The sequence below is a fragment of the Escherichia sp. Lx600-2 genome, assembly GCF_036662595.1.
In the GTDB taxonomy this organism is placed as follows: Bacteria; Pseudomonadota; Gammaproteobacteria; order Enterobacterales; family Enterobacteriaceae; genus Escherichia; species Escherichia coli.
Genome location: NZ_JAYQWM010000060.1, coordinates 1 through 21,502, shown reverse-complemented (window position 1 = coordinate 21,502; position 21,502 = coordinate 1). Strand labels below are relative to the sequence as shown.

At 49.5% G+C, this 21,502-nt stretch carries 19 protein-coding genes and 1 tRNA gene; 9 read left to right on the top strand and 11 right to left on the bottom strand.

Annotated elements, in window-relative coordinates:
- Window positions 1–257 precede the first annotated feature (257 nt).
- Window positions 258–1,262 carry an ornithine carbamoyltransferase gene (gene argF / locus OQV04_RS18045; RefSeq protein ID WP_000012907.1) on the bottom strand — a complete coding sequence of 335 codons (1,005 nt, stop codon included), beginning with the start codon at window positions 1,260–1,262 and terminating at the stop codon, window positions 258–260.
- Between the two features lie 161 nt (window positions 1,263–1,423).
- Between argF and rraB the strand changes: the two genes are divergently transcribed.
- Window positions 1,424–1,840 carry a ribonuclease E inhibitor RraB gene (gene rraB / locus OQV04_RS18040; protein ID WP_000002953.1) on the top strand — a complete coding sequence of 139 codons (417 nt, stop codon included), beginning with the start codon at window positions 1,424–1,426 and terminating at the stop codon, window positions 1,838–1,840.
- A gap of 45 nt (window positions 1,841–1,885) precedes the next feature.
- Here rraB and OQV04_RS18035 read toward each other — a convergent pair whose 3' ends face one another.
- Entirely contained in the window at window positions 1,886–2,389 is a 504-nt protein-coding gene (locus OQV04_RS18035) for a GNAT family N-acetyltransferase (protein ID WP_001059398.1), read from the bottom strand.
- Window positions 2,390–2,581: 192 nt separating this feature from the next.
- On the opposite strand from OQV04_RS18035, the gene OQV04_RS18030 reads away from it, so the two are divergent.
- Window positions 2,582–3,778, top strand: a complete 1,197-nt coding sequence (locus OQV04_RS18030) for a YjgN family protein (protein ID WP_000079660.1) — start codon at window positions 2,582–2,584, stop codon at window positions 3,776–3,778.
- 55 nt (window positions 3,779–3,833) lie between these two features.
- On the opposite strand, the gene valS is transcribed toward OQV04_RS18030, so the two are convergent.
- The 3 genes from valS to pepA form a co-directional block, all read right to left on the bottom strand.
- On the bottom strand, window positions 3,834–6,689 hold the full coding sequence (gene valS / locus OQV04_RS18025) for a valine--tRNA ligase (protein WP_000416392.1): 2,856 nt from the start codon (window positions 6,687–6,689) through the stop codon (window positions 3,834–3,836).
- The gene (holC, locus tag OQV04_RS18020) at window positions 6,689–7,132 is read right to left on the bottom strand and encodes a DNA polymerase III subunit chi (RefSeq protein ID WP_000786399.1); all 444 of its coding nucleotides are present in this window, start codon (window positions 7,130–7,132) and stop codon (window positions 6,689–6,691) included. The genes valS and holC overlap by 1 nt, the downstream gene beginning before the upstream one ends.
- Window positions 7,133–7,485: 353 nt before the next feature.
- Complete coding sequence (gene pepA / locus OQV04_RS18015; protein ID WP_000397144.1) at window positions 7,486–8,997, bottom strand: leucyl aminopeptidase; 1,512 nt, start codon at window positions 8,995–8,997, stop codon at window positions 7,486–7,488.
- 153 nt (window positions 8,998–9,150) lie between these two features.
- Between pepA and ytgA the strand changes: the two genes are divergently transcribed.
- The 3 genes from ytgA to lptG all read left to right on the top strand — a co-directional run bounded on the left by ytgA (window position 9,151) and on the right by lptG (window position 11,446).
- Window positions 9,151–9,201, top strand: a complete 51-nt coding sequence (gene ytgA / locus OQV04_RS18010; RefSeq protein WP_211180521.1) for a protein YtgA — start codon at window positions 9,151–9,153, stop codon at window positions 9,199–9,201.
- A gap of 62 nt (window positions 9,202–9,263) precedes the next feature.
- Window positions 9,264–10,364: an LPS export ABC transporter permease LptF gene (lptF, locus tag OQV04_RS18005; RefSeq protein ID WP_247806609.1), complete on the top strand. Its 1,101-nt coding sequence runs from the start codon at window positions 9,264–9,266 to the stop codon at window positions 10,362–10,364.
- The gene (gene lptG / locus OQV04_RS18000; RefSeq protein ID WP_001295681.1) at window positions 10,364–11,446 is read left to right on the top strand and encodes an LPS export ABC transporter permease LptG; all 1,083 of its coding nucleotides are present in this window, start codon (window positions 10,364–10,366) and stop codon (window positions 11,444–11,446) included. The genes lptF and lptG overlap by 1 nt, the downstream gene beginning before the upstream one ends.
- A 160-nt stretch (window positions 11,447–11,606) precedes the next feature.
- On the opposite strand, the gene OQV04_RS17995 is transcribed toward lptG, so the two are convergent.
- The 5 genes from OQV04_RS17995 to idnD form a co-directional block, all read right to left on the bottom strand.
- Window positions 11,607–13,109: a helicase HerA-like C-terminal domain-containing protein gene (locus OQV04_RS17995; protein WP_001424443.1), complete on the bottom strand. Its 1,503-nt coding sequence runs from the start codon at window positions 13,107–13,109 to the stop codon at window positions 11,607–11,609.
- Between the two features lie 77 nt (window positions 13,110–13,186).
- On the bottom strand, window positions 13,187–14,185 hold the full coding sequence (gene idnR, locus OQV04_RS17990) for a DNA-binding transcriptional regulator IdnR (protein ID WP_001309159.1): 999 nt from the start codon (window positions 14,183–14,185) through the stop codon (window positions 13,187–13,189).
- 66 nt (window positions 14,186–14,251) lie between these two features.
- Complete coding sequence (gene idnT / locus OQV04_RS17985; RefSeq protein ID WP_001128335.1) at window positions 14,252–15,571, bottom strand: gnt-II system L-idonate transporter; 1,320 nt, start codon at window positions 15,569–15,571, stop codon at window positions 14,252–14,254.
- 64 nt (window positions 15,572–15,635) lie between these two features.
- The gene (gene idnO, locus OQV04_RS17980) at window positions 15,636–16,400 is read right to left on the bottom strand and encodes a gluconate 5-dehydrogenase (protein ID WP_000998695.1); all 765 of its coding nucleotides are present in this window, start codon (window positions 16,398–16,400) and stop codon (window positions 15,636–15,638) included.
- A 23-nt stretch (window positions 16,401–16,423) separates the two neighbouring features.
- Entirely contained in the window at window positions 16,424–17,455 is a 1,032-nt protein-coding gene (gene idnD / locus OQV04_RS17975) for an L-idonate 5-dehydrogenase (protein WP_001197410.1), read from the bottom strand.
- A 216-nt stretch (window positions 17,456–17,671) separates the two neighbouring features.
- Here idnD and idnK point away from each other — a divergent pair, with 216 nt between their 5' ends.
- A complete protein-coding gene (idnK, locus tag OQV04_RS17970; RefSeq protein ID WP_000896741.1) occupies window positions 17,672–18,235 on the top strand; it encodes a gluconokinase in 564 nt (187 codons plus the stop codon).
- Between the two features lie 3 nt (window positions 18,236–18,238).
- On the opposite strand, the gene ahr is transcribed toward idnK, so the two are convergent.
- Window positions 18,239–19,258, bottom strand: a complete 1,020-nt coding sequence (gene ahr / locus OQV04_RS17965; protein ID WP_000061766.1) for an NADPH-dependent aldehyde reductase Ahr — start codon at window positions 19,256–19,258, stop codon at window positions 18,239–18,241.
- Window positions 19,259–19,453: 195 nt separating this feature from the next.
- Between ahr and OQV04_RS17960 the strand changes: the two genes are divergently transcribed.
- The 3 genes from OQV04_RS17960 to OQV04_RS17950 form a co-directional block, all read left to right on the top strand.
- Window positions 19,454–19,538 (top strand) — tRNA-Leu (locus OQV04_RS17960).
- A gap of 163 nt (window positions 19,539–19,701) precedes the next feature.
- Window positions 19,702–20,961, top strand: a complete 1,260-nt coding sequence (locus OQV04_RS17955) for a tyrosine-type recombinase/integrase (protein ID WP_029488473.1) — start codon at window positions 19,702–19,704, stop codon at window positions 20,959–20,961.
- A gap of 144 nt (window positions 20,962–21,105) precedes the next feature.
- The coding region (locus OQV04_RS17950) for a hypothetical protein (protein ID WP_332642450.1) at window positions 21,106–21,502 on the top strand (397 nt) is incomplete at its 3' end.

The following is a 21,502-nucleotide window of genomic DNA, read 5'->3' as shown; positions in this document are numbered from 1 at the left end:
TAATGAGTTAGGATATGTTTATGGTAATGAAGAAAAAACAAATGAAATTGTAAAAAACAATCCGGGTTATGTCGTTAAGATTTTTGAAGAAAAGATGGTTAATGAATTAAAAATTAGAACAAGAATGATGAAAATCCTCCGGAAGATTTACGTATAGCAATAGAAAAATATGGATGGAATAATTGAACTATTACTGCATAAAATAATGTGATGCCGGGATGTTTTTGTATTTCCCGGCATCTTTATAGCGATATCAATTATTTACTGAGCGTCGCGACCATCACCGCTTTGATGGTATGCATGCGGTTTTCCGCCTGATCAAAAACAATGCTGGCGGCAGATTCGAAGACCTCATCAGTCACTTCCATTCCGCCATGTAGGCCAAACTCTTCCGCCATTTTCTTACCAAGCGTCGTCTGGTCGTCATGAAACGCGGGCAGGCAGTGGAGGAATTTGACCTCCGGGTTACCGGTCAACTGCATCATCTTGCTGTTCACCTGATAATCACGCAGTAATGCAATCCGTTCTGCCCATTTCTCTTTTGCTTCCCCCATCGACACCCATACATCGGTATAGATAAAGTCAGCACCTTCAACTCCTTTGGCTACATCTTCCGTCAGCGTAATATTCCCGCCATTTTGCTGTGCCAGGGCGCGGCATTCCGTAACCAGCGCAGCTTCCGGCCAGCATGCCTGTGGCGCGACCAGACGCAAATCCAGACCGGTAAGCGCCGCAGCTTCGAGCATCGAATTGCCCATGTTGTTACGTGCGTCACCTGCATAGACCAGCGTCATTTCGTTGAATGCTTTACCGGGTAAATGCTCCTGCATGGTGAGGAGATCCGCCAGCAACTGCGTGGGGTGAAACTCATTGGTCAGGCCGTTCCATACCGGCACGCCAGCGTATTCCGCCAGTGTTTCGACAATCTCCTGACCATAGCCGCGATACTGAATACCGTCATACATGCGACCCAGCACGCGGGCAGTGTCTTTAATCGACTCTTTATGACCAATCTGACTGCCGCTTGGGCCGAGATAAGTAACGCGAGCACCCTGGTCATATGCGGCAACTTCGAAAGAGCATCGGGTACGGGTCGAGTCTTTTTCGAAGATGAGCGCGATGTTTTTACCAGTGAGTTTGGCTTCTTCTTTGCCGCTTTTCTTATCGGCTTTCAGCTTCGCGGCTAACTGCAGCAGGCTGTTGAGTTCAGCTGGCGTGAAATCGAGTAATTTCAGGAAATGCTTATGATAAAACCCGGACATAGATCCCTCCTGTGGCTAACACCTCAATGAATTAAAATTCAATTTATATGGATGATTATTCATTTGCAAGTCTAAAGCATAAATCTTTGTCACAAAGGTGGAGGCAATGTCAGTGGTGTGTGACAATAAGAGTATCGGCAGGACATTAAGAGGAATGAGCCATGGCAAACCCGGAACAACTGGAAGAACAGCGTGAAGAAACACGTTTGATTATTGAAGAATTACTGGAAGATGGCAGCGATCCGGACGCGCTGTATACCATCGAACACCATCTTTCCGCAGACGATCTGGAAACCCTGGAAAAAGCAGCAGTTGAAGCGTTTAAACTCGGTTACGAAGTGACCGATCCAGAAGAGCTGGAAGTTGAAGATGGTGATATCGTGATTTGCTGCGACATCCTCAGCGAGTGCGCGTTGAATGCCGATCTGATCGATGCCCAGGTTGAACAACTGATGACGCTGGCGGAGAAATTTGACGTTGAGTACGACGGTTGGGGCACTTACTTTGAAGATCCCAACGGCGAAGACGGCGACGATGAAGATTTTGTCGATGAAGACGATGACGGGGTTCGCCACTAATTAATTGATTAAAATGCCCGATAGCACACACTAGCGGGCATTTTTTTAGAGTTCGCGTAGCATCCGCACTTCACAATCGACATGGCCCGTGCAGCCAAGCGCATAGTCGATATGCTCAAAGCCCAAATGCTCATAAAGCGCAATGGCTTCCTTTAAAAAAGCGGTCGTTTCCAGATAGCAGCGTTTGAAGCCCATCTCTCGTGCTTGCTCCATCGCCATTAAGGCCAGTTTTTTCGCCAGCCCTTTACCGCGAATAGCCGGAAGAAAATACATCTTTTGCAGTTCGCAAATGTCCGATTCACTACCTGCTAATGGCGCAATCCCACCGCCGCCGACCACTTCACCCTCGTACTCAACCACCCAATATGCATGACCAGGCTGACTATACACTTGATACAGCTCGTCAAGATTCGGATCGGCGACGGTGTAGCCTTTATCAGCGGTAAGACCGTATTCGGCGGATACCTGACGAATGACGCGGGCGATAGCAGGATTATCCTGCAACGTCAGGCGACGCATTACAGGTGATTGCGGCGCAATGTTATTCATAGTTTAACCCAATAAAAATAAAGTAATTATACATTTGTTTAATACCACTCTCTTCTTACGTGCGCAAGCGTCTTATAAAGCAATAAAGTTTTTGCCAGCCTATTACTGATAAGAGTATTGTAACGTGGCAGAACATTTTACTGTCTGTATCTATAAATTATATCAATGGATTTTTTAATTCAGGGGATTTTTATGGCTCAAGTTATTAATGAAATGGATGTTCCGTCCCATTCGTTTGTTTTTCATGGTACAGGTGAGAGATATTTTCTTATTTGTGTGGTGAATGTGTTGTTAACGATTATAACGCTAGGTATCTATTTACCATGGGCATTAATGAAATGTAAGCGTTATCTCTATGCTAATATGGAAGTTAACGGACAACGATTTTCTTATGGGATTACCGGTGGGAATGTTTTTGTTAGTTGTCTTGTTTTTGTTTTTTTCTATTTCGCAATCTTAATGACAGTGTCAGCAGATATGCCGCTTGTTGGCTGTGTTTTGACTTTGTCACTGTTGGTTTTGCTTATATTTATGGCAGCAAAAGGACTGCGTTATCAGGCCTTGATGACTAGTCTCAACGGCGTAAGATTTAGTTTTAATTGCTCTTTGAAAGGGTTCTGGTGGGTAACCTTTTTCTTGCCGATTTTAATGGCCATTGGGATGGGGACTGTTTTCTTTATCTCGACAAAGATGCTACATGCCAATAGTTCAAGTAGTGTTATTATATCTGTGGTTCTGATGGCAATAGTTGGTATTGTTTCCATTGGTATTTTTAATGGTACTTTATATAGTCTGGTAATGAGTTTTCTCTGGAGCAATACCAGTTTCGGTATACATCGTTTCAAGGTGAAATTAGATACTACGTATTGTATAAAATATGCCATTCTCGCATTTTTAGCTTTATTACCTTTTCTCGCTGTTGCTGGTTATATTATCTTCGATCAAATATTAAATGCGTATGATAGTTCTGTGTATGCAAATGATGATATTGAGAATTTACAGCAATTTATGGAAATGCAACGTAAAATGATAATCGCGCAGTTAATCTATTATTTTGGGATTGCTGTTAGCACCAGTTATTTAACGGTGTCGTTGCGAAATCATTTTATGAGCAACCTGTCACTGAATGATGGGCGTATTCGTTTTCGCTCAACTTTAACATACCACGGTATGCTTTATCGCATGTGTGCGTTGGTGGTGATATCCGGGATTACGGGCGGTCTGGCTTATCCACTGCTGAAAATATGGATGATTGACTGGCAGGCAAAAAATACGTATTTGCTGGGCGATTTGGATGACCTTCCTTTAATCAATAAAGAAGAACAACCAGATAAAGGCTTCTTAGCCAGTATTTCACGGGGAATTATGCCTTCTTTACCATTTCTGTAAGAGATAAAAAAGGCCGGAGCATGCTCCGGCCTTCGTTTTCATCACTGTGTTTTGATTACAGCGCGGCGATAACAGCCTGCTGTTCAATCAGTTTCGCTTTCGCTTCCGCATAGCCTTCCAGCTTCTCACGCTCTTTCGCGATGACCGCTTCCGGTGCGCGGGCGACAAAGCCTTCGTTCGCCAGTTTGTTCTCGATACGGCTGATTTCACCTTCAATCTTCGCCACTTCTTTCGCCAGACGCGCCAGCTCATCTTCTTTGTTGATGAGGCCAGCCATCGGGATCAGCAGCTCTGCACCGTCGATGATCTTCGTAACGGAAACCGGACCTTTGTCATCGGCAGGCAGCACGGTGATACTTTCCAGACGCGCCAGGGTTTGCAGGAAGCCACGGTTTTCATTTACGCGACGTTCTGCATCCGCGCTGCAACCACGCAGCAGCAGCTCCAGCGGTTTGCCCGGCGCGATGTTCATTTCTGCACGGATGTTACGTACCGCAACGATCGCCTGTTTCAGCCATTCGGTGTCGGCCAGTGCGGCTTCATCAACCTGAGATGCATCGTACTGCGGGAACGGCTGCAGCATGATGGTGTCGGCAGTGATACCGCAAAGTACTTTCACACGCTGCCAGATGGTTTCGGTGATGAACGGAATGATCGGATGCGCGAGGCGCAGCAGACCTTCCAGTACAGTCACCAGCGTATGGCGAGTACCGCGCAGTTCTGCTTCGGTGCCACCGTTCATTACCGGCTTGGTCAGCTCGAGATACCAGTCACAGAACTGGTTCCAGGTGAACTCATACAGAATGCCTGCGGCGATATCGAAGCGGAAGCTGTCCAGCGCTTCGCGGTACGCTTTGATGGTCTGGTTGAACTCCGCCAGAATCCAGCGGTCCGCCAGCGACAGCGTCATTTCGCCGCCGTTGAAGCCGCAATCCTGACCTTCTGTGTTCATCAGCACAAAGCGGCTGGCGTTCCACAGCTTGTTACAGAAGTTACGGTAACCTTCCAGACGCTTCATATCCCAGTTGATGTCACGACCGGTAGACGCCAGCGCCGCCAGGGTGAAGCGCAGCGCGTCAGTACCGTGCGGCTCAATACCGTTCGGGAACTGCTTCTCGGTGCGCTTACGGATTTTGTCCGCCAGCTGCGGCTGCATCATATTGCCGGTACGTTTTTCCAGCAGTTCTGGCAGCGAAATACCGTCAACCATATCCAGTGGGTCGATAACGTTACCCTTGGATTTGGACATCTTCTGGCCTTCGTCATCACGAATCAGGCCGGTCATGTAAACGGTGTGGAACGGCACCTGCGGTTTGCCATTTTCATCTTTGATGAAGTGCATGGTCATCATGATCATGCGGGCAATCCAGAAGAAAATGATGTCGAAACCAGATACCATCACGCTGGTTGGGTGGAACTGACGCAGGGCGTCGGTATTTTCCGGCCAGCCAAGGGTAGAGAAGGTCCACAGCGCAGAAGAGAACCAGGTATCGAGAACGTCTTCGTCCTGACGCAGGACAACATCAGCACCGAGGTTATTTTCTTTACGCACTTCGTCTTCGTTGCGGCCAACATAAACGTTACCCGCTTCGTCATACCATGCCGGGATACGGTGACCCCACCACAACTGACGAGAGATACACCAGTCCTGAATATCGCGCATCCAGGAGAAGTACATGTTTTCGTACTGCTTCGGTACGAACTGAATGTCGCCGTTCTCAACCGCTTCAACCGCCGGTTTCGCCAGGACATCGGCACGCACGTACCACTGGTCGGTCAGCATTGGTTCGATAACTACGCCGCCACGGTCGCCGTAAGGAACGGTCAGGTCGTGCGGTTTAATTTCTTCCAGCAGGCCAAGCGCGTCAACTGCGGCAACGACTGCTTTACGTGCAGCAAAACGCTCCAGTTTCTGGAACTCTGCAGGGATTTCGCTGGAATAAACGTCAGATTCGTTACCTTTGGTATCGAACACCTGGGCGCTTTCACGGATATCGCCGTCAAAGGTCAGGATGTTGATCATCGGCAGGGCGTGACGTTTACCCACTTCATAGTCGTTAAAGTCGTGCGCCGGAGTGATTTTCACGCAGCCGGTGCCTTTTTCCATGTCGGCGTGTTCGTCGCCAACGATCGGAATACGACGGTTAACCAGCGGCAGAATGACATATTTGCCAATCAGATCTTTGTAACGCGGATCTTCCGGGTTAACGGCTACGCCAGTATCGCCCAGCAGGGTTTCTGGACGGGTAGTCGCGACCACCAGATAATCTTTACCGTCTGCGGTTTTCGCACCGTCAGCCAGCGGATAGCGGATGTGCCACATCGAACCTTTCGATTCGCGGTTTTCGACTTCCAGGTCAGAGATAGCGGTGCGCAGTTTCGGATCCCAGTTTACCAGGCGTTTGCCACGGTAAATCAGGTCTTCTTTATACAGACGAACGAAAACTTCTTTCACCGCATTGGACAGGCCTTCGTCCATGGTGAAGCGTTCACGCTCCCAGTCGACGGAGTTGCCGAGACGGCGCATCTGACGGGTAATCGTGCCGCCGGATTCCGCTTTCCATTCCCAAATTTTGTCGATGAAAGCTTCGCGGCCGTAGTCGTGACGGGTTTTACCTTCTTCTGCGGCAATCTTGCGCTCAACGACCATCTGGGTAGCGATCCCGGCGTGGTCAGTACCGACCTGCCACAGGGTGTTTTTGCCCTGCATGCGCTGATAGCGGATCATGGTATCCATGATGGTTTGCTGGAAGGCGTGACCCATATGCAAACTGCCGGTGACGTTCGGCGGCGGGATCATGATGCAGAAACTTTCCTGGCTTTCATCGCCATTAGGCTTAAAGTAGCCCTGCTTTTCCCAGTGCTCGTAAAGCGGCTGTTCGATATCTTGTGGGTTGTATGTCTTTTCCATTATTTCCAGGTTGCCGTATTCAGGTTGAAACCAGCCACGCGGTAGGCTTTATAGCGTTCGCGCGCCAGTTGTTTCAGAGAATCTTCATAAGGAACGAAGTCTACCACTTCTGTGAAAGCGGTGGCAAAATCTGCAAAGCTTGTTCGCAGACTAATCAATATATCGCGCGGGCTGCTGCTGCGTTTTTGCGGCCAGGCGATCTCCACCGGCGCACCGCCGCGCGGTCCTTCTCCCGCTAAATTATGCGGAACAAAGCTTTCTGCCGGACGCGCCCACAGGGCTTCATCCAGCCGGTAAGCCTGCTTTTCATCTTCACAGGCGATGAGCACGCGCTTACCGCTGCGCCAACGTTCTGCGGCAATTTCACACACCAGTTGCTCAACGGCGCTTAAGCCATCGACGGTGGTGTCATTGTCCAGAAGGTAGAACGTCGCGTTTTTCATAAATGGGGCTTCTTGTGGTGGATTTAAATACGCATCAGGTATACACCGCAGTGCCTGATGCGACGCTGTTGTGTCTTATCAGGCCTACGAGTTCAGTGCTGTGTGTAGGTCGGATAAGGCGCTCACGCCGCATCCGACAATAACAGCATTGCCTGATGCGACGCTGCCGCGTCTTATCAGGCTTACGAGTTCGGTGCTGTGTAGGTCGGATAAGGCGTTCATGCCGTATCCGACAATAACAGCATTGCCTGATGCGACGCTGTTGTGTCTTATCAGGCCTACGAGTTCAGTGCTGTGTAGGTCGGATAAGGCGTTCACGCCGCATCCGGCAATAACAGCCTTGCCTGACGCAATTACTCTTCGCCGTTAAACCCAGCGCGGTTTAACAGGAACTGTGCCAGCAACGCTACCGGACGACCGGTGGCGCCTTTTGCTTTACCAGAACGCCAGGCGGTACCGGCGATATCCAGGTGCGCCCAGTTGTACTTACGGGTAAAGCGTGACAGGAAGCAACCTGCGGTAATCGCCCCACCAGGACGACCGCCAATGTTCGCCATATCGGCAAAATTGGACTCCAGTTGTTCCTGATACTCGTCACCCAGCGGTAAGCGCCATGCGCGGTCACCGGATTGTTCAGACGCGGCAATCAGTTCATGGGCCAGCGGATTATGGTTCGCCATCAGACCAGTAATATGATGACCCAGCGCGATCACGCAGGCACCGGTCAGCGTCGCCACGTCAATCACCGCTTCCGGCTCAAAACGCTCAACGTAAGTTAACACGTCGCACAGTACCAGGCGGCCTTCAGCGTCGGTGTTCAGCACTTCAACGGTTTGACCGGACATGGTGGTTAACACATCGCCCGGACGATAGGCTCGTCCGCCAGGCATGTTTTCGCAGCCTGCCAACACGCCGATAACGTTAATCGGCAGTTGTAGCTCCGCGACCATCCGCATCACGCCGTAAACCGCTGCCGCACCGCACATATCGTACTTCATCTCATCCATGCCTTCTGAAGGCTTGATCGAGATACCGCCGGAGTCGAAGGTTAAACCTTTACCCACCAGCACGATTGGGCGTGCATCTTCCGACGCGTTGCCTTTGTACTCAATCACCGACATCAGCGATTCGTTTTGCGAACCCTGACCGACCGCCAGATAGGAATGCATCCCCAGCTCTTTCATCTGCTGTTCGCCGATAACGCGGGTGATGACATTCTTGCTGTAGCTGTCAGCCAGCTGGCGCGCTTGTGAAGCGAGGTAAGCGGCGTTACAGATATTCGGCGGCATATTGCCGAGATCTTTTGCTGCTTTAATCCCGGCGGCAATCGCCAGACCGTGCTGGATCGCGCGCTCACCGCTGGTCAGTTCACGGCGGGTCGGCACGTTGAACACCATCTTACGCAGCGGACGACGCGGTTCGCTCTTGTTCGTTTTCAGCTGATCGAAACTGTAGAGCGTCTCTTTTGCCGTCTCGACAGCCTGACGCACTTTCCAGTAGTTGTTACGGCCTTTAACGTGCAGTTCAGTCAGAAAGCAGACCGCTTCCATTGAGCCAGTATCATTCAGCGTATTAATGGTTTTCTGAATGACTTGTTTGTACTGACGCTCATCCAGCTCACGTTCTTTGCCGCAACCAATAAGGAGAATTCGCTCGGAAAGTACATTCGGAACATGGTGCAGCAACAATGTCTGCCCCGGTTTTCCTTCCAGTTCGCCCCGACGTAGCAGGGCGCTGATGTACCCATCGCTGATTTTATCGAGCTGTTCTGCAATCGGAGAAAGGCGACGTGGTTCGAAGACGCCCACGACGATGCAGGCACTCCGCTGTTTCTCCGGGCTACCGCTTTTTACACTAAACTCCATGCACTACGCTCCTGAATCTTAAAGACAACGGCGGTGGCTACAGATAGAATTGCAAGCTTTCGTAACTCATGTCCGCTGTTGCGATGACTTCGTGTTAATCTTAACGTTATTACGGCATTGGCACGTCAGAACAAAATCTGAGAGGTGAATCCGTTGAGTATAATTATCTTAGCGACGATTTCGACGACTCAAGAGAATAAATGACGTTTAAGCCATGAAACAAGCTAAAATCCTGCAAAAGACGAGTTTTTACGGGCGTATTTAAAGTGATAATCATAAGATATCTGGTGCGGGAGACGCTCAAAAGCCAGCTGGCGATACTCTTCATCTTGCTTTTGATCTTCTTCTGTCAAAAGTTAGTGAGGATCCTCGGCGCAGCGGTTGACGGCGATATTCCGGCGAATCTGGTGCTCTCCCTTCTCGGGTTGGGCGTGCCGGAAATGGCGCAGCTTATCCTGCCATTAAGCCTGTTCCTCGGGCTGCTGATGACGCTGGGCAAACTGTATACCGAAAGTGAAATTACGGTAATGCATGCCTGCGGCCTGAGCAAAGCGGTTCTGGTGAAAGCGGCAATGATCCTTGCGGTATTCACGGCAATCGTCGCGGCGGTTAACGTGATGTGGGCGGGACCGTGGTCATCGCGTCATCAGGATGAAGTGTTAGCAGAAGCGAAAGCGAACCCTGGCATGGCGGCGCTGGCGCAAGGGCAATTCCAGCAAGCGACTAATGGCAGTTCGGTGCTGTTCATCGAAAGCGTTGACGGCAGCGATTTCAAAGATGTGTTCCTCGCGCAAATTCGACCAAAAGGTAATGCACGTCCTTCTGTGGTGGTGGCCGATTCCGGACATTTAACCCAGCTGCACGACGGCTCCCAGGTCGTCACTCTCAATCAGGGAACGCGCTTCGAAGGCACTGCACTGTTACGTGATTTCCGCATTACGGATTTCCAGGATTATCAGGCGATCATTGGTCACCAGGCGGTGGCGCTCGACCCGAACGATACCGACCAGATGGACATGCGCACATTGTGGAACACTGACACCGATCGTGCCCGCGCAGAACTGAACTGGCGTATCACGTTGGTGTTCACCGTGTTTATGATGGCACTTATGGTTGTACCGTTGAGCGTGGTTAACCCGCGTCAGGGACGCGTACTGTCGATGCTGCCAGCCATGCTGCTGTATCTACTTTTCTTCCTGATCCAGACCTCCCTGAAATCGAACGGCGGTAAAGGTAAGCTGGACCCGACGCTGTGGATGTGGACCGTTAACCTGATTTATCTGGCTTTGGCGATTGTTCTCAACCTTTGGGACGCCGTGCCGATCCGCCGCCTGCGCGCCAGTTTTTCGCGTAAAGGAGCGGTGTGATGCAACCTTTTGGCGTACTTGACCGCTATATCGGTAAAACTATTTTCACCACTATCATGATGACACTGTTCATGCTGGTGTCGCTGTCGGGCATTATCAAGTTTGTCGATCAGCTGAAAAAAGCCGGGCAGGGGAGTTACGACGCGTTAGGCGCAGGAATGTATACCTTGCTGAGCGTGCCGAAAGATGTGCAAATCTTCTTCCCGATGGCGGCTCTGCTTGGGGCGTTGCTTGGTCTTGGGATGCTGGCGCAGCGCAGCGAACTGGTAGTCATGCAGGCTTCTGGTTTTACTCGTATGCAGGTGGCGCTGTCGGTGATGAAAACCGCCATTCCGCTGGTCTTGCTGACGATGGCGATTGGTGAATGGGTCGCGCCGCAGGGCGAGCAGATGGCGCGTAACTACCGTGCGCAGGCGATGTACGGCGGCTCGTTGCTCTCTACCCAGCAAGGTTTATGGGCGAAAGATGGCAACAACTTCGTCTACATTGAGCGGGTTAAAGGTGACGAAGAGTTAGGTGGCATCAGTATCTATGCCTTTAACGAGAATCGTCGTCTGCAATCCGTACGCTATGCCGCTACCGCGAAGTTTGACCCTGAACATAAAGTCTGGCGTCTGTCGCAGGTTGATGAATCTGATTTGACCAATCCGAAACAGATCACCGGTTCGCAGACGGTGAGCGGCACCTGGAAAACCAACCTCACGCCAGACAAACTGGGCGTGGTGGCGCTGGACCCGGATGCACTCTCTATCAGCGGTTTGCACAACTATGTGAAGTATCTGAAGTCGAGCGGTCAGGATGCCGGACGTTATCAGCTCAACATGTGGAGCAAAATCTTCCAGCCGCTATCCGTGGCGGTGATGATGCTGATGGCGCTGTCGTTCATCTTTGGCCCACTGCGTAGCGTACCGATGGGCGTGCGTGTGGTCACTGGTATTAGCTTCGGTTTTGTCTTCTACGTACTGGACCAGATCTTCGGCCCGCTGACGTTGGTTTACGGCATCCCGCCGATCATCGGCGCACTTTTGCCAAGTGCCAGCTTCTTCTTAATCAGCCTGTGGCTGTTAATGAGAAAATCGTAACCTGATGAACGAATAAAGGGAGCGAAAGCTCCCTTTATTATTGTTAGCAAAGTGTGCTTCGTTCATGCCTGAAAAATCATGAAAATTCAATATATTGCAGTGGTGTGGGCATGATAAGGCGCGCCAGCGTCGCATCAGGCAAAGACAAATCGCACCTGGCTTACCTTCTTCTCCCCCCCAGCAAACTCCCCAACATCCCGCGCACAATCTGATTCGTCACCTGGCGGGCGGCGCTTTTTGCCATTGTCTGCACCACACCATCTTTCTTCCCGCCGCGTGGTCCAGTAGTGCCAAACAAAATATCCTTCAATCCACCGAGAATACCGTCATCCACCGCCACCTCTTTCCCTTTCGCGGGAGGATTATTTTGCTGCTCGGTACTGGCCTGAAAGCCTTTTTGCAACATCTCATAGGCGGATTCACGGTCCACGTCATCCTCGTACTTGCCATACACCGGGGAGTGATTAATCAAGCCGTTACGCTCATCTTCCGTCACCGGCCCCATTCGCGAACAAGGCGCGATAACCATCGCCCGTTCCACCACTGAAGGACTTCCTTTCGCATCGAGAAACGAGATTAACGCCTCACCGGTCCCCAGTTCCTGGATTGCCTTTTCGGTATCAAACGCCGGATTGGCCCGCATGGTTTGCGCCGCAGCTTTTACTGCTTTCTGATCTTTGGGCGTAAAAGCCCGCAAAGCGTGTTGAACGCGATTACCTAGCTGCCCGAGCACATTATCCGGAATATCTGACGGGTTTTGCGAAACGAACCAGACGCCCACGCCTTTTGAGCGAATAAGCCTTATCACCTGCTCAATCTTATCCAGCAGTACCTGTGGCGCATCGTTAAACAGCAGATGTGCTTCGTCGAAGAAAAACACCAGTTTTGGTTTCTCCAGATCGCCCGCTTCAGGCAATTGTTCATACAACTCTGAAAGCATCCACAGCAGGCTGGCGGCGTACAGTTTCGGCATCTGATAAAGCTTCTCGGCGCTGAGGATATTGATAACGCCTTTACCGTTGGCATCGGTACGCATCCAGTCTTTGATATCCAGCATCGGCTCACCAAAGAAGTGTGCTGCACCTTGCTGTTCCAGCGATAACAGCCCGCGCTGGATGGCACCAACCGATGCGCTACTGATATTACCGTACTGATTCTGGAAGGATTTGGCGTTATCGCCGATGTACTGGGTAATTGCCCGCAGATCTTTAAAGTCGAGCAGTAACAGCCCCTGATCGTCAGCAATGCGGAAAATGATATTCAGCACGCCAGATTGCACATCGTTGAGATTCAACAGCCGCGCCAGCAACAGCGGCCCCAGATCCGAAACCGTCGCCCGCACCGGATGGCCCTTCTCGCCAAAGATATCCCACACCACCACCGGATTAGCATGCGGTTGCCAGTCATTTACGCCGATATTTTTAAGCCTTGCGAGCAGTTTTTCCGACGCCGTTCCTGCCTGCGCGATGCCGGTCAGATCGCCTTTCACATCGGCCATAAACACCGGAACACCGATTTCCGATAGAGACTCCGCCAGTTTTTGCAGCGTGACAGTTTTACCCGTCCCCGTTGCGCCAGTAATCAGCCCGTGACGGTTAGCCATTCCCGGCAGTAAAAATAGTTCTGTGTCCGGCGTGCGGGCAATTAACAGGGGTTCGCTCATGAGATATCCTCCAGTTTCCTGCCTGGAGTATAGGCAACGTCCGGCAAAGAGAATACGTGTAATGAAGAGAAAATAACCTAAAGCGTGTTGCCGTGATAAATCTGATACCCGAGGTCAACAGTGTTGTGGTTGTGATCGTTATTTTTAATTTTGCTCAGCAACATTTGGGCGGCCATCCGACCAATATCAAAACGGGGAGTAATTACGCTGGCGAGGCTTGGGATCATTTGCCTGCCAATCTCCAGCCCATGAAAACCCGCAATGGAAATTTGTTCTGGCACGGCGAGGTTTCGCTCGCGGCACAGCAGAAGCGCACCCATCGCAATATCGTCATTGGTGCAAAATACACCGTCTAAATCCGGGTTTGCGCTAAGGGCATCACGCATTAACTGCATTCCTAAATGAATGGATGAGATGGCGCGTGGATTCATGCGTAATGGGGAAAGATTATGCAGCATCATCGCATCGCAATACCCCTGATAACGCTGTTCATCGCGGGTGTCATCTTTGGAACCGAGATACAGAATTTTGTGCCTGACTCGCTTCTCCAGCATGGTACACACCATGTCAAAAGCGGCCTGCCGATTATCAAAACCGACCTCCATATCCAGCCGTTCTCCCTGTACATCCATCAATTCCACGACCGGAATGGTGGCTGAACGCAGAAATTTCACCGTCCTGATGGTGTGATATTTTTCCGAAAGTATAATCCCGTCAATGTTATAAGAGAGCAGGTTAATCACCGACTCTTCTTCGGAATCGCGATCGTAATTGTAATTAGCAATAAGGGTCTGATAATTATGCTCAGAGGTGACGGATTCTATTCCCGCGAGAATGTCAGCGAAGAGTTGATTTTGAAATGACGGAATCAAGATACCGAGGGTATAACTTTGTGCATTCAACAACATGCCGGGAGCGCGATTAGGGATATAATTGATCTCTTCCATAATTTTGGCGATGCGCTCGCCTGTTTCCTTTGCCACCTTTTTCGGCGAGCGGATATAACGACTCACGGTCATTTTTGTTACGCCAGCCAGCGTAGCGATATCCTGTAAAGAAATTCTGTGATTGCGCATAACTTCTCCCAACGTCGGGGGAATCTTCAATCTTCCCCCGAAACTACATCACAATATTTTATTCTTTCAGTGCAATACGGCGTTAATGGCTAACACGCCCAGCAAACCCATAATAGAAATAAGGGTTTCCATCACCGTCCAGGTACGCAACGTTTCACCAACCGTCAGATTAAAATACCCTTTAAATAGCCAGAAGCCAGGGTCGTTTACGTGTGACGCGATCACGCTGCCCGCACCGGTTGCCAGTACCATTAAAGCGGGATCGGCATGGGTAACGTTGATAATCGGCAACACCACACCCGCGGTGGTAATGGCCGCGACGGTGGCAGAGCCCAGAGCGATACGCAACAGCGCCGCAACAGTCCAGCACATCAATAACGGCGAAAGCGTAGTTCCGGTCATTAAGTGTGAAATATAGTGCCCGACACCGCTATCTACTAATACCTGCTTAAACGCGCCGCCGCCAGCGATAATAAACACAATCATCGCGATAGCGCCTATAGAATCCCCAATGATATCCATGATTTGCTCGATGGTGCGTCCATTACGTCGGCCCAGTGTGAAAATCGCAATAACAATGGCAATAAACAGCGCAACGGCAGGGTTACCGACAAATTCAAAGAAGAGGCGCACGGTGTTAGTTTTCGGTAACGTAATTTCACAAACGGCGGCGATAGCCATCAGGATGACCGGGATCACGGCAGCGAAAATACTGTTCCAGAAGGAGGGCATCTCCTCTTCGCTAAACAGATGAGGATTAAATAAGCCTTCCGGTGGTGCTTTCTCAAAGCGAGTTAGCAGTTTAGAAAACAGCGGTCCTGCGACAATAACTGTCGGAATGGTAATGATAAATCCATACAGTAAAGTCGTTCCGAGATTAGCCTCAAAGATAGTCGCGATGGCAGTAGGCCCTGGATGTGGCGGCAGAAAACAGTGGGTTACAGAGAGCGCTGCTACCATTGGTACGCCAACATACAACAGGGGTAATCCTGATGATGCTACGATGGTAAATACCAACGGCAACAGCAGGACAAAACCCACTTCAAAAAACATGGCGAGGCCCACAACCAGACCAGTGATCACTAGCGCCCATTGCACGCGTTTTTTACCAAAAGTAGCAATCAGCGTAGTGGCGATACGTTGTGCCGCACCCGTATCAGAAATCAGCTTGCCTAACATGGCCCCGAAACCGAGGATCATTGCCAGCCCACCGAGCGTGCTGCCGATACCATTTTGTATAGAGTGCAGGACGGCCTGTGCATCCATCCCTTCGGCAAATCCGACGACGGCAGCTACCAGAACGAGGGCAATAAAGCCGTTAACTTTAAAGCCGATCATCAGGATAAGAAGCAGCGCGACGCCTGCCGCAATAATGATTAATGGCATAGTCTTTATCTCTTATTAGTGCCAGAAAAGCAGCGCTTTCGCGCTGCACGTAGGGTAGTAGGTGTTAAACAGCCACTAACATGCCGCCATCAACAAACAACAGGTGGCCGTTTACGAAATCAGAGGCTTTTGAAGAAAGGAACACCGCAGCACCAATCAGTTCCTGCGGATCTCCCCAGCGTGCGGCGGGGGTCCGTTTGCACAACCAGGCGGTGAAGGCTTCGTCCTCAACCAGTGCTTTAGTCATTTCTGTTTTGAAATAGCCCGGCGCAATACCGTTGACCTGAATATTGTGGCGCGCCAGCTCGACGCACATGCCGCGGGTGAGCATTTTTACCGCCCCTTTCGATGCGGCATAAGGGGTGATGGTGTCACGTCCCAGTTCGCTTTGCATCGAGCAAATATTAATAACTTTACCTGCCTTGCGTTCAACCATGTGACGAGTTACTGCTTGCGATACCAGGAACACGGCGGTCTGGTTTACTGCGATCACATCATTCCACTCTTGTTCAGGGAACTCAGTAAAAGGATGACGGCGCTGGATACCGGCGTTATTCACCAGCACATCAATGGGGCCGATGTCCTTTTCGATATGTTCAACGGCGGCATCAATTTCATGTTTATGAGTAACATTAAAAGGTGCGGCAACGGCCTGAATACCCTCCTGGTGGAGTTTTTCTACAGCAAGTTCTGCGCGTTCGGCAGTAATATCATTAATAATTATTTGTGCGCCATATTTACCCAGGCCGGTTGCCAGTAAAAAGCCAATGCCCTGTGCTGAACCGGTAATCAAGATATTTTTTCCTGCCAGTGAAAATAGATCGTTCATTGTATTATTCCTTTATTTATCTCTTAGAAAACAAGCTGGACTTTTGCTGCCTGGGTTTTATCACCGGCGAAACGTAGCGCCTCTTCCAGGTCAGTGAAGGGATATTCAGCACTCAGTAAAGGCAGTGGATTGATAACGCCATTCGCCAGCCATGACACTGCGGTATTAAATTCGCTGGTAAAACGGAAAGAGCCTTTGAGTGAAATCTCCTTACCAATCAATGTCATCATTGGGAATTCTGCCATCGCGCCTCCCATACCTACCTGCACCATTACGCCGCGTGCACGAGTGACCTCCAGACAGGTATTCACTGATGAAGGATGACCGGACACTTCAAAGCTGACATCGAAATAGCCTTTTTCCGCTTTCCAGTGATCCATGTCGTCGTTTTGTGGGTTTACGAGCACATCCGCCCCCATCTCTTTACCCAGCGAAAGGGAACGGGGACTCACATCGGCACAGACAATTTCCGCGGCCCCCAGTGTTTTCACAGCACTGACAATCAGGCAGCCAATGGGCCCAACACCAGAAATAAATACTCGCTTGCCCTGTAACTCGCCGGCCTGATGTGCGGCATGAATCGCGACGGCTAAAGGTTCGGCAAAAGCCATAACCTTTTCGTCAGCTTTGGCCGGATAAGGGACACATTGCGACGTTTCGACCATTTTATAACGGGTAAAACCACCATCAACATGAGGGAAATACATGGCACTGCCAAAAAAACGCATATCTGTACACTGATTCTCGTTATGTTCAATGCAGTATTTGCAGTGACCGCACGGTTTAGACGGATTAATGGCTACCGTTTGCCCTTCATGTAATTCTGATGAGTCGCTATGAATAACTTTACCGATAACTTCATGACCTAACACCATCGGTGCCTTTATCATGAAATTACCTACTTTTCCTTCCTGATAATAATGTAAATCGGAACCGCAAATTCCACCTCGGGTTATTTGTACTAATGTTCCATTATTATTCCAATCTATCGTCTGCTCGGTAACGGCAACAGTTTTCTTGCCCGCAACAACGCAGGACTGTGTTTTCACTTGCATAAATTCCTCACTGGTCAGGTAGACACCTCGGAAGCATTTAAGCGGTTTTAATTGTTATTATTTGTGATGAAGATCACGTCAGAAAATTGTTACATTACTATGTTACGCATAACGTGATGTGCCTTGTAATTCTTATCAGCAGAAATAAAAAAACGTGAAATTATTATGCCACCAGGCGTAGTATCGCAGCAGGTAAGATGATTCAGGAGATTTTAAATGGCGGGTGAAAGCTTTATTTTGATGGGCGTTTCAGGGAGTGGTAAAACATTAATTGGTAGCAAGGTTGCCGCGTTATTATCTGCTAAATTTATTGATGGTGACGATCTTCATCCAGCCAAAAATATAGATAAAATGTCGCAGGGTATTCCATTATCTGATGAAGATCGACTTCCCTGGCTGGAACGCTTAAATGATGCTTCATACAGTCTTTATAAAAAGAATGAAACAGGATTTATTGTCTGTTCATCATTAAAAAAACAGTATCGTGATATTTTACGCAAGGGTAGCCCCCATGTTCATTTCCTCTGGTTAGATGGCGACTATGAAACTATTCTCGCGCGAATGCAGCGTCGGGCTGGGCATTTTATGCCGGTAGCGTTACTAAAAAGTCAGTTTGAGGCACTGGAGCGTCCACAAGAAGATGAACAGGATATTGTGCGCATTGATATCAACCATGATATTGCCAATGTCACTGAACAATGTCGGCAGGCTGTGCTGGCGATACGACAAAACAGAATATGTGCGAAAGAGGGCAGCGCCTCAGATCAGCGCTGCGAATGATTTTCAAAAATCGGCTTTCAACACCACGCGGTAACGCGCCTTACCGTCGCGCACATGCTGGATGGCGTCGTTAATTTTCGACATCGGGAACAATTCGGTAGTCGGCGCAACCTTGCTGCGGGCGGCAAAACGCATCAGCTTACGCAACTCATAAGGCGTGCCAGTAGCAGAGCCAGAGACACTGCGATCGCCCGCAATTAACGTAAAGGCCGGAACAGACAGCGGCGTGAGAACCGCACCGACCGTATGGAAATTACCGCCATACGTCAGCGCCTCAAAATAAGGCTGCCAGTCGAGGCTGACGTTCACAGTATTGATAATGAGATCAAACTGCCCCGCCAGAGTTTTCAGTGCCTGCGGATCGCGGCTATTCACCACTTTATCGGCACCCATCGCCAGTACTTCCTGCTCTTTCGCCGGATTTGAACTAAAGGCTGTCACCTCGCATCCCATTGCGTGCAGAAGTTTTATAGCGATATGCCCCAGCCCGCCAATACCAATTACCCCAACGCGGCTGGTAGCAGTGATATGGTGCATCAATAGTGGTTTAAAGACCGTGATACCGCCGCACAACAGCGGCCCGGCGGACTCGATATCAATATTTTCTGGCAGTGGAATCACCCATTGCCAGTCCGCACGCAACTTCTCGGCAAAGCCACCGCGATTCATAATCGTCGGCACCGCACCTTGCTCGCAGTTGATCTGATTACCGCTAATACAGGCGTCGCAGTGACCACAGCTACGCGCCGTCCAGCCAATCCCGACACGCTGACCGACCTGCAAACCTTTATCCTGCGCGGCGCTCCCGAGTGCCACCACGCGCCCAATCACCTCATGCCCGGCAACCAGCGGATACTGTGAAAATCCCCATTCGTTATCGATCATCGACAGATCGGAATGGCAGATCCCGCAGTAATCCACCTGCACTTCAATATCTTGTGGCTTCAGCTCACCGGGATCGTACTCATAAACTTCCAGTTCGCCGCCCGCTTCTTTTGCGGCATAGCTTTTTATCATCGACATTTTTTGGTCCTTCTCTGGTGTTGTCTGGGAAGTGTAGAGCATGGCAGGGCGGGGTGCCTGGAGTGTGACAAAGGTTACATATCGCGGTATGCAATGCTGAAAATTTCAGCACTTAGCGAGGTGCGAGCAAGCTGGCGCTTGCATGGTGGTGCGTGACAGGTATAATTCACAACGTTTTCCGCATACCTCTTCAGTGCCGAAGTGGCGAAATCGGTAGACGCAGTTGATTCAAAATCAACCGTAGAAATACGTGCCGGTTCGAGTCCGGCCTTCGGCACCATTAGCACTTCCAAGACCATCCGAGAAAGTCCAATTATCCCTTAAAAATCAATGCTTGTGGCGATTTTTATGTCCTGAGTCGTCCGAGGTTGTCCGTTGAAATCCGGATGTTATTGGGGGCATAATTGGGGGCATCTTAACTTCGATTAGAAATGTGCCCCCAAATGAAGCTCAACGCCAGACAGGTCGAGACCGCAAAGCCAAAAGACAAAACCTACAAAATGGCCGATGGCGGCGGTTTGTATCTTGAGGTTTCGGCAAAGGGTTCTAAATATTGGCGCATGAAATACCGACGTCCCTCTGACAAAAAAGAGGATCGCCTCGCTTTTGGTGTTTGGCCTACAGTGACGCTTGCTCAGGCAAGAGCAAAGCGCGATGAAGCTAAAAAGCTCTTAGCACAGGGTATAGATCCAAAAGCCGAACAGAAAGAGGCTCAGACCGAGAATTCGGGAGCATATACTTTCGAAACCATTGCTCGTGAATGGCATGCCAGTAACAAGCGATGGAGTGAAGATCATCGATCGCGCGTTCTTCGCTATCTTGAGCTTTATATTTTCCCTCATATCGGTTCGTCCGACATTCGCCAGCTCAAAACCAGCCACCTGTTAGCCCCGATTAAAAAAGTTGATGCCAGTGGAAAGCATGACGTCGCTCAGCGCTTGCAACAGCGCGTTACGGCCATTATGCGTTATGCCGTACAGAACGATTACATCGACTCAAATCCGGCCAGTGATATGGCCGGTGCGCTATCGACAACCAAAGCGCGACATTACCCCGCTTTACCCTCCAGCCGGTTCCCTGAGTTTCTTGCACGTCTTGCTGCATATCGTGGCCGCGTAATGACACGGATCGCGGTCGAGCTTTCCTTGCTAACTTTTGTGCGTTCCAGTGAGTTACGTTTCGCGCGTTGGAACGAGTTTGACTTCGATAAATCCCTTTGGCGCGTACCGGCAAAACGAGAAGAAATTAAGGGTGTACGTTATTCGTACCGTGGGATGAAGATGAAAGAGGAGCATATTGTTCCTCTCAGTCGACAGGCGATGGTGTTGTTAGAGCAGCTTAAGCAAATTAGTGGTGATAAAGAGCTTCTTTTCCCCGGTGATCATGATGCGACGAAAGTTATGAGTGAGAACACGGTAAACAGTGCTTTGCGAGCTATGGGTTATGACACTAGAACTGAAGTATGCGGTCATGGTTTTAGAACGATGGCGCGTGGTGCTTTAGGTGAGTCGGGGTTATGGAGTGATGATGCGATCGAGCGGCAGTTAAGCCACTCAGAACGTAATAATGTGCGTGCGGCATATATTCATACCTCCGAGCATTTGGATGAGCGGCGTCTAATGGTGCAGTGGTGGGCTGATTATCTAGATGCTATTCAGATAAATTTCATCACTCCGTACGATTATGGAAGGTCTAAAATTTAGTTAATATTTATATGTCATATATTAATTATTTCGTTGCTAACTATTTATATTCCGAATGGTGATATAGCGCAACCAAAATTTTCTTGAAAAACCATATAAATCAAGGTAAAAACTCCTGAACATGAATGGTTTTTAGGTGTTGTTATGGATAGTAACGAACTTAGTCAACTTATAAAGTTACAAATTGCTAATAAACCCCCAGAAGAAGAAATTGCACGGGGTTTTTTCACTAATAATTATACCAACCAAAATGAACATTACAGAATAACATTTGGCTGGGATATTTTTACTGCTTATTCTTGTGATATAAAATGGAAGGCTTTCAGATTACAGTTAGCTGCATACTTGGATACTCTTTCTGAAAATGAAAGAGCAGAAGAGGAAAAAAAGATTCAAGGTGAAGATGACCATTGGGAGTGGTTTAATAAATCGCTGCTACTAAAAAATGATGAATACAAATGGTTTTTTTTAAGAGTTGATGATGAGATACAGGCTGCCTGCTTAATATATCATCCTAAGCAATCTGTGCTTTCCACTCGAA

Bases quoted from the DNA above. Each gene is read 5' to 3' on its own strand.
- ahr (WP_000061766.1), bottom strand. From the start codon at position 19,258: ATGTCGATGATAAAAAGCTATGCCGCAAAAGAAGCGGGCGGCGAACTG.
- rraB (WP_000002953.1), top strand. From the start codon at position 1,424: ATGGCAAACCCGGAACAACTGGAAGAACAGCGTGAAGAAACACGTTTG.
- lptG (WP_001295681.1), top strand. From the start codon at position 10,364: ATGCAACCTTTTGGCGTACTTGACCGCTATATCGGTAAAACTATTTTC.
- OQV04_RS18030 (WP_000079660.1), top strand. From the start codon at position 2,582: ATGGCTCAAGTTATTAATGAAATGGATGTTCCGTCCCATTCGTTTGTT.
- holC (WP_000786399.1), bottom strand. From the start codon at position 7,132: ATGAAAAACGCGACGTTCTACCTTCTGGACAATGACACCACCGTCGAT.
- OQV04_RS17955 (WP_029488473.1), top strand. From the start codon at position 19,702: ATGAAGCTCAACGCCAGACAGGTCGAGACCGCAAAGCCAAAAGACAAA.
- idnD (WP_001197410.1), bottom strand. From the start codon at position 17,455: ATGCAAGTGAAAACACAGTCCTGCGTTGTTGCGGGCAAGAAAACTGTT.
- idnO (WP_000998695.1), bottom strand. From the start codon at position 16,400: ATGAACGATCTATTTTCACTGGCAGGAAAAAATATCTTGATTACCGGT.
- idnK (WP_000896741.1), top strand. From the start codon at position 17,672: ATGGCGGGTGAAAGCTTTATTTTGATGGGCGTTTCAGGGAGTGGTAAA.
- valS (WP_000416392.1), bottom strand. From the start codon at position 6,689: ATGGAAAAGACATACAACCCACAAGATATCGAACAGCCGCTTTACGAG.
- idnR (WP_001309159.1), bottom strand. From the start codon at position 14,185: ATGCGCAATCACAGAATTTCTTTACAGGATATCGCTACGCTGGCTGGC.
- OQV04_RS18035 (WP_001059398.1), bottom strand. From the start codon at position 2,389: ATGAATAACATTGCGCCGCAATCACCTGTAATGCGTCGCCTGACGTTG.
- OQV04_RS17995 (WP_001424443.1), bottom strand. From the start codon at position 13,109: ATGAGCGAACCCCTGTTAATTGCCCGCACGCCGGACACAGAACTATTT.
- idnT (WP_001128335.1), bottom strand. From the start codon at position 15,571: ATGCCATTAATCATTATTGCGGCAGGCGTCGCGCTGCTTCTTATCCTG.
- pepA (WP_000397144.1), bottom strand. From the start codon at position 8,997: ATGGAGTTTAGTGTAAAAAGCGGTAGCCCGGAGAAACAGCGGAGTGCC.
- argF (WP_000012907.1), bottom strand. From the start codon at position 1,262: ATGTCCGGGTTTTATCATAAGCATTTCCTGAAATTACTCGATTTCACG.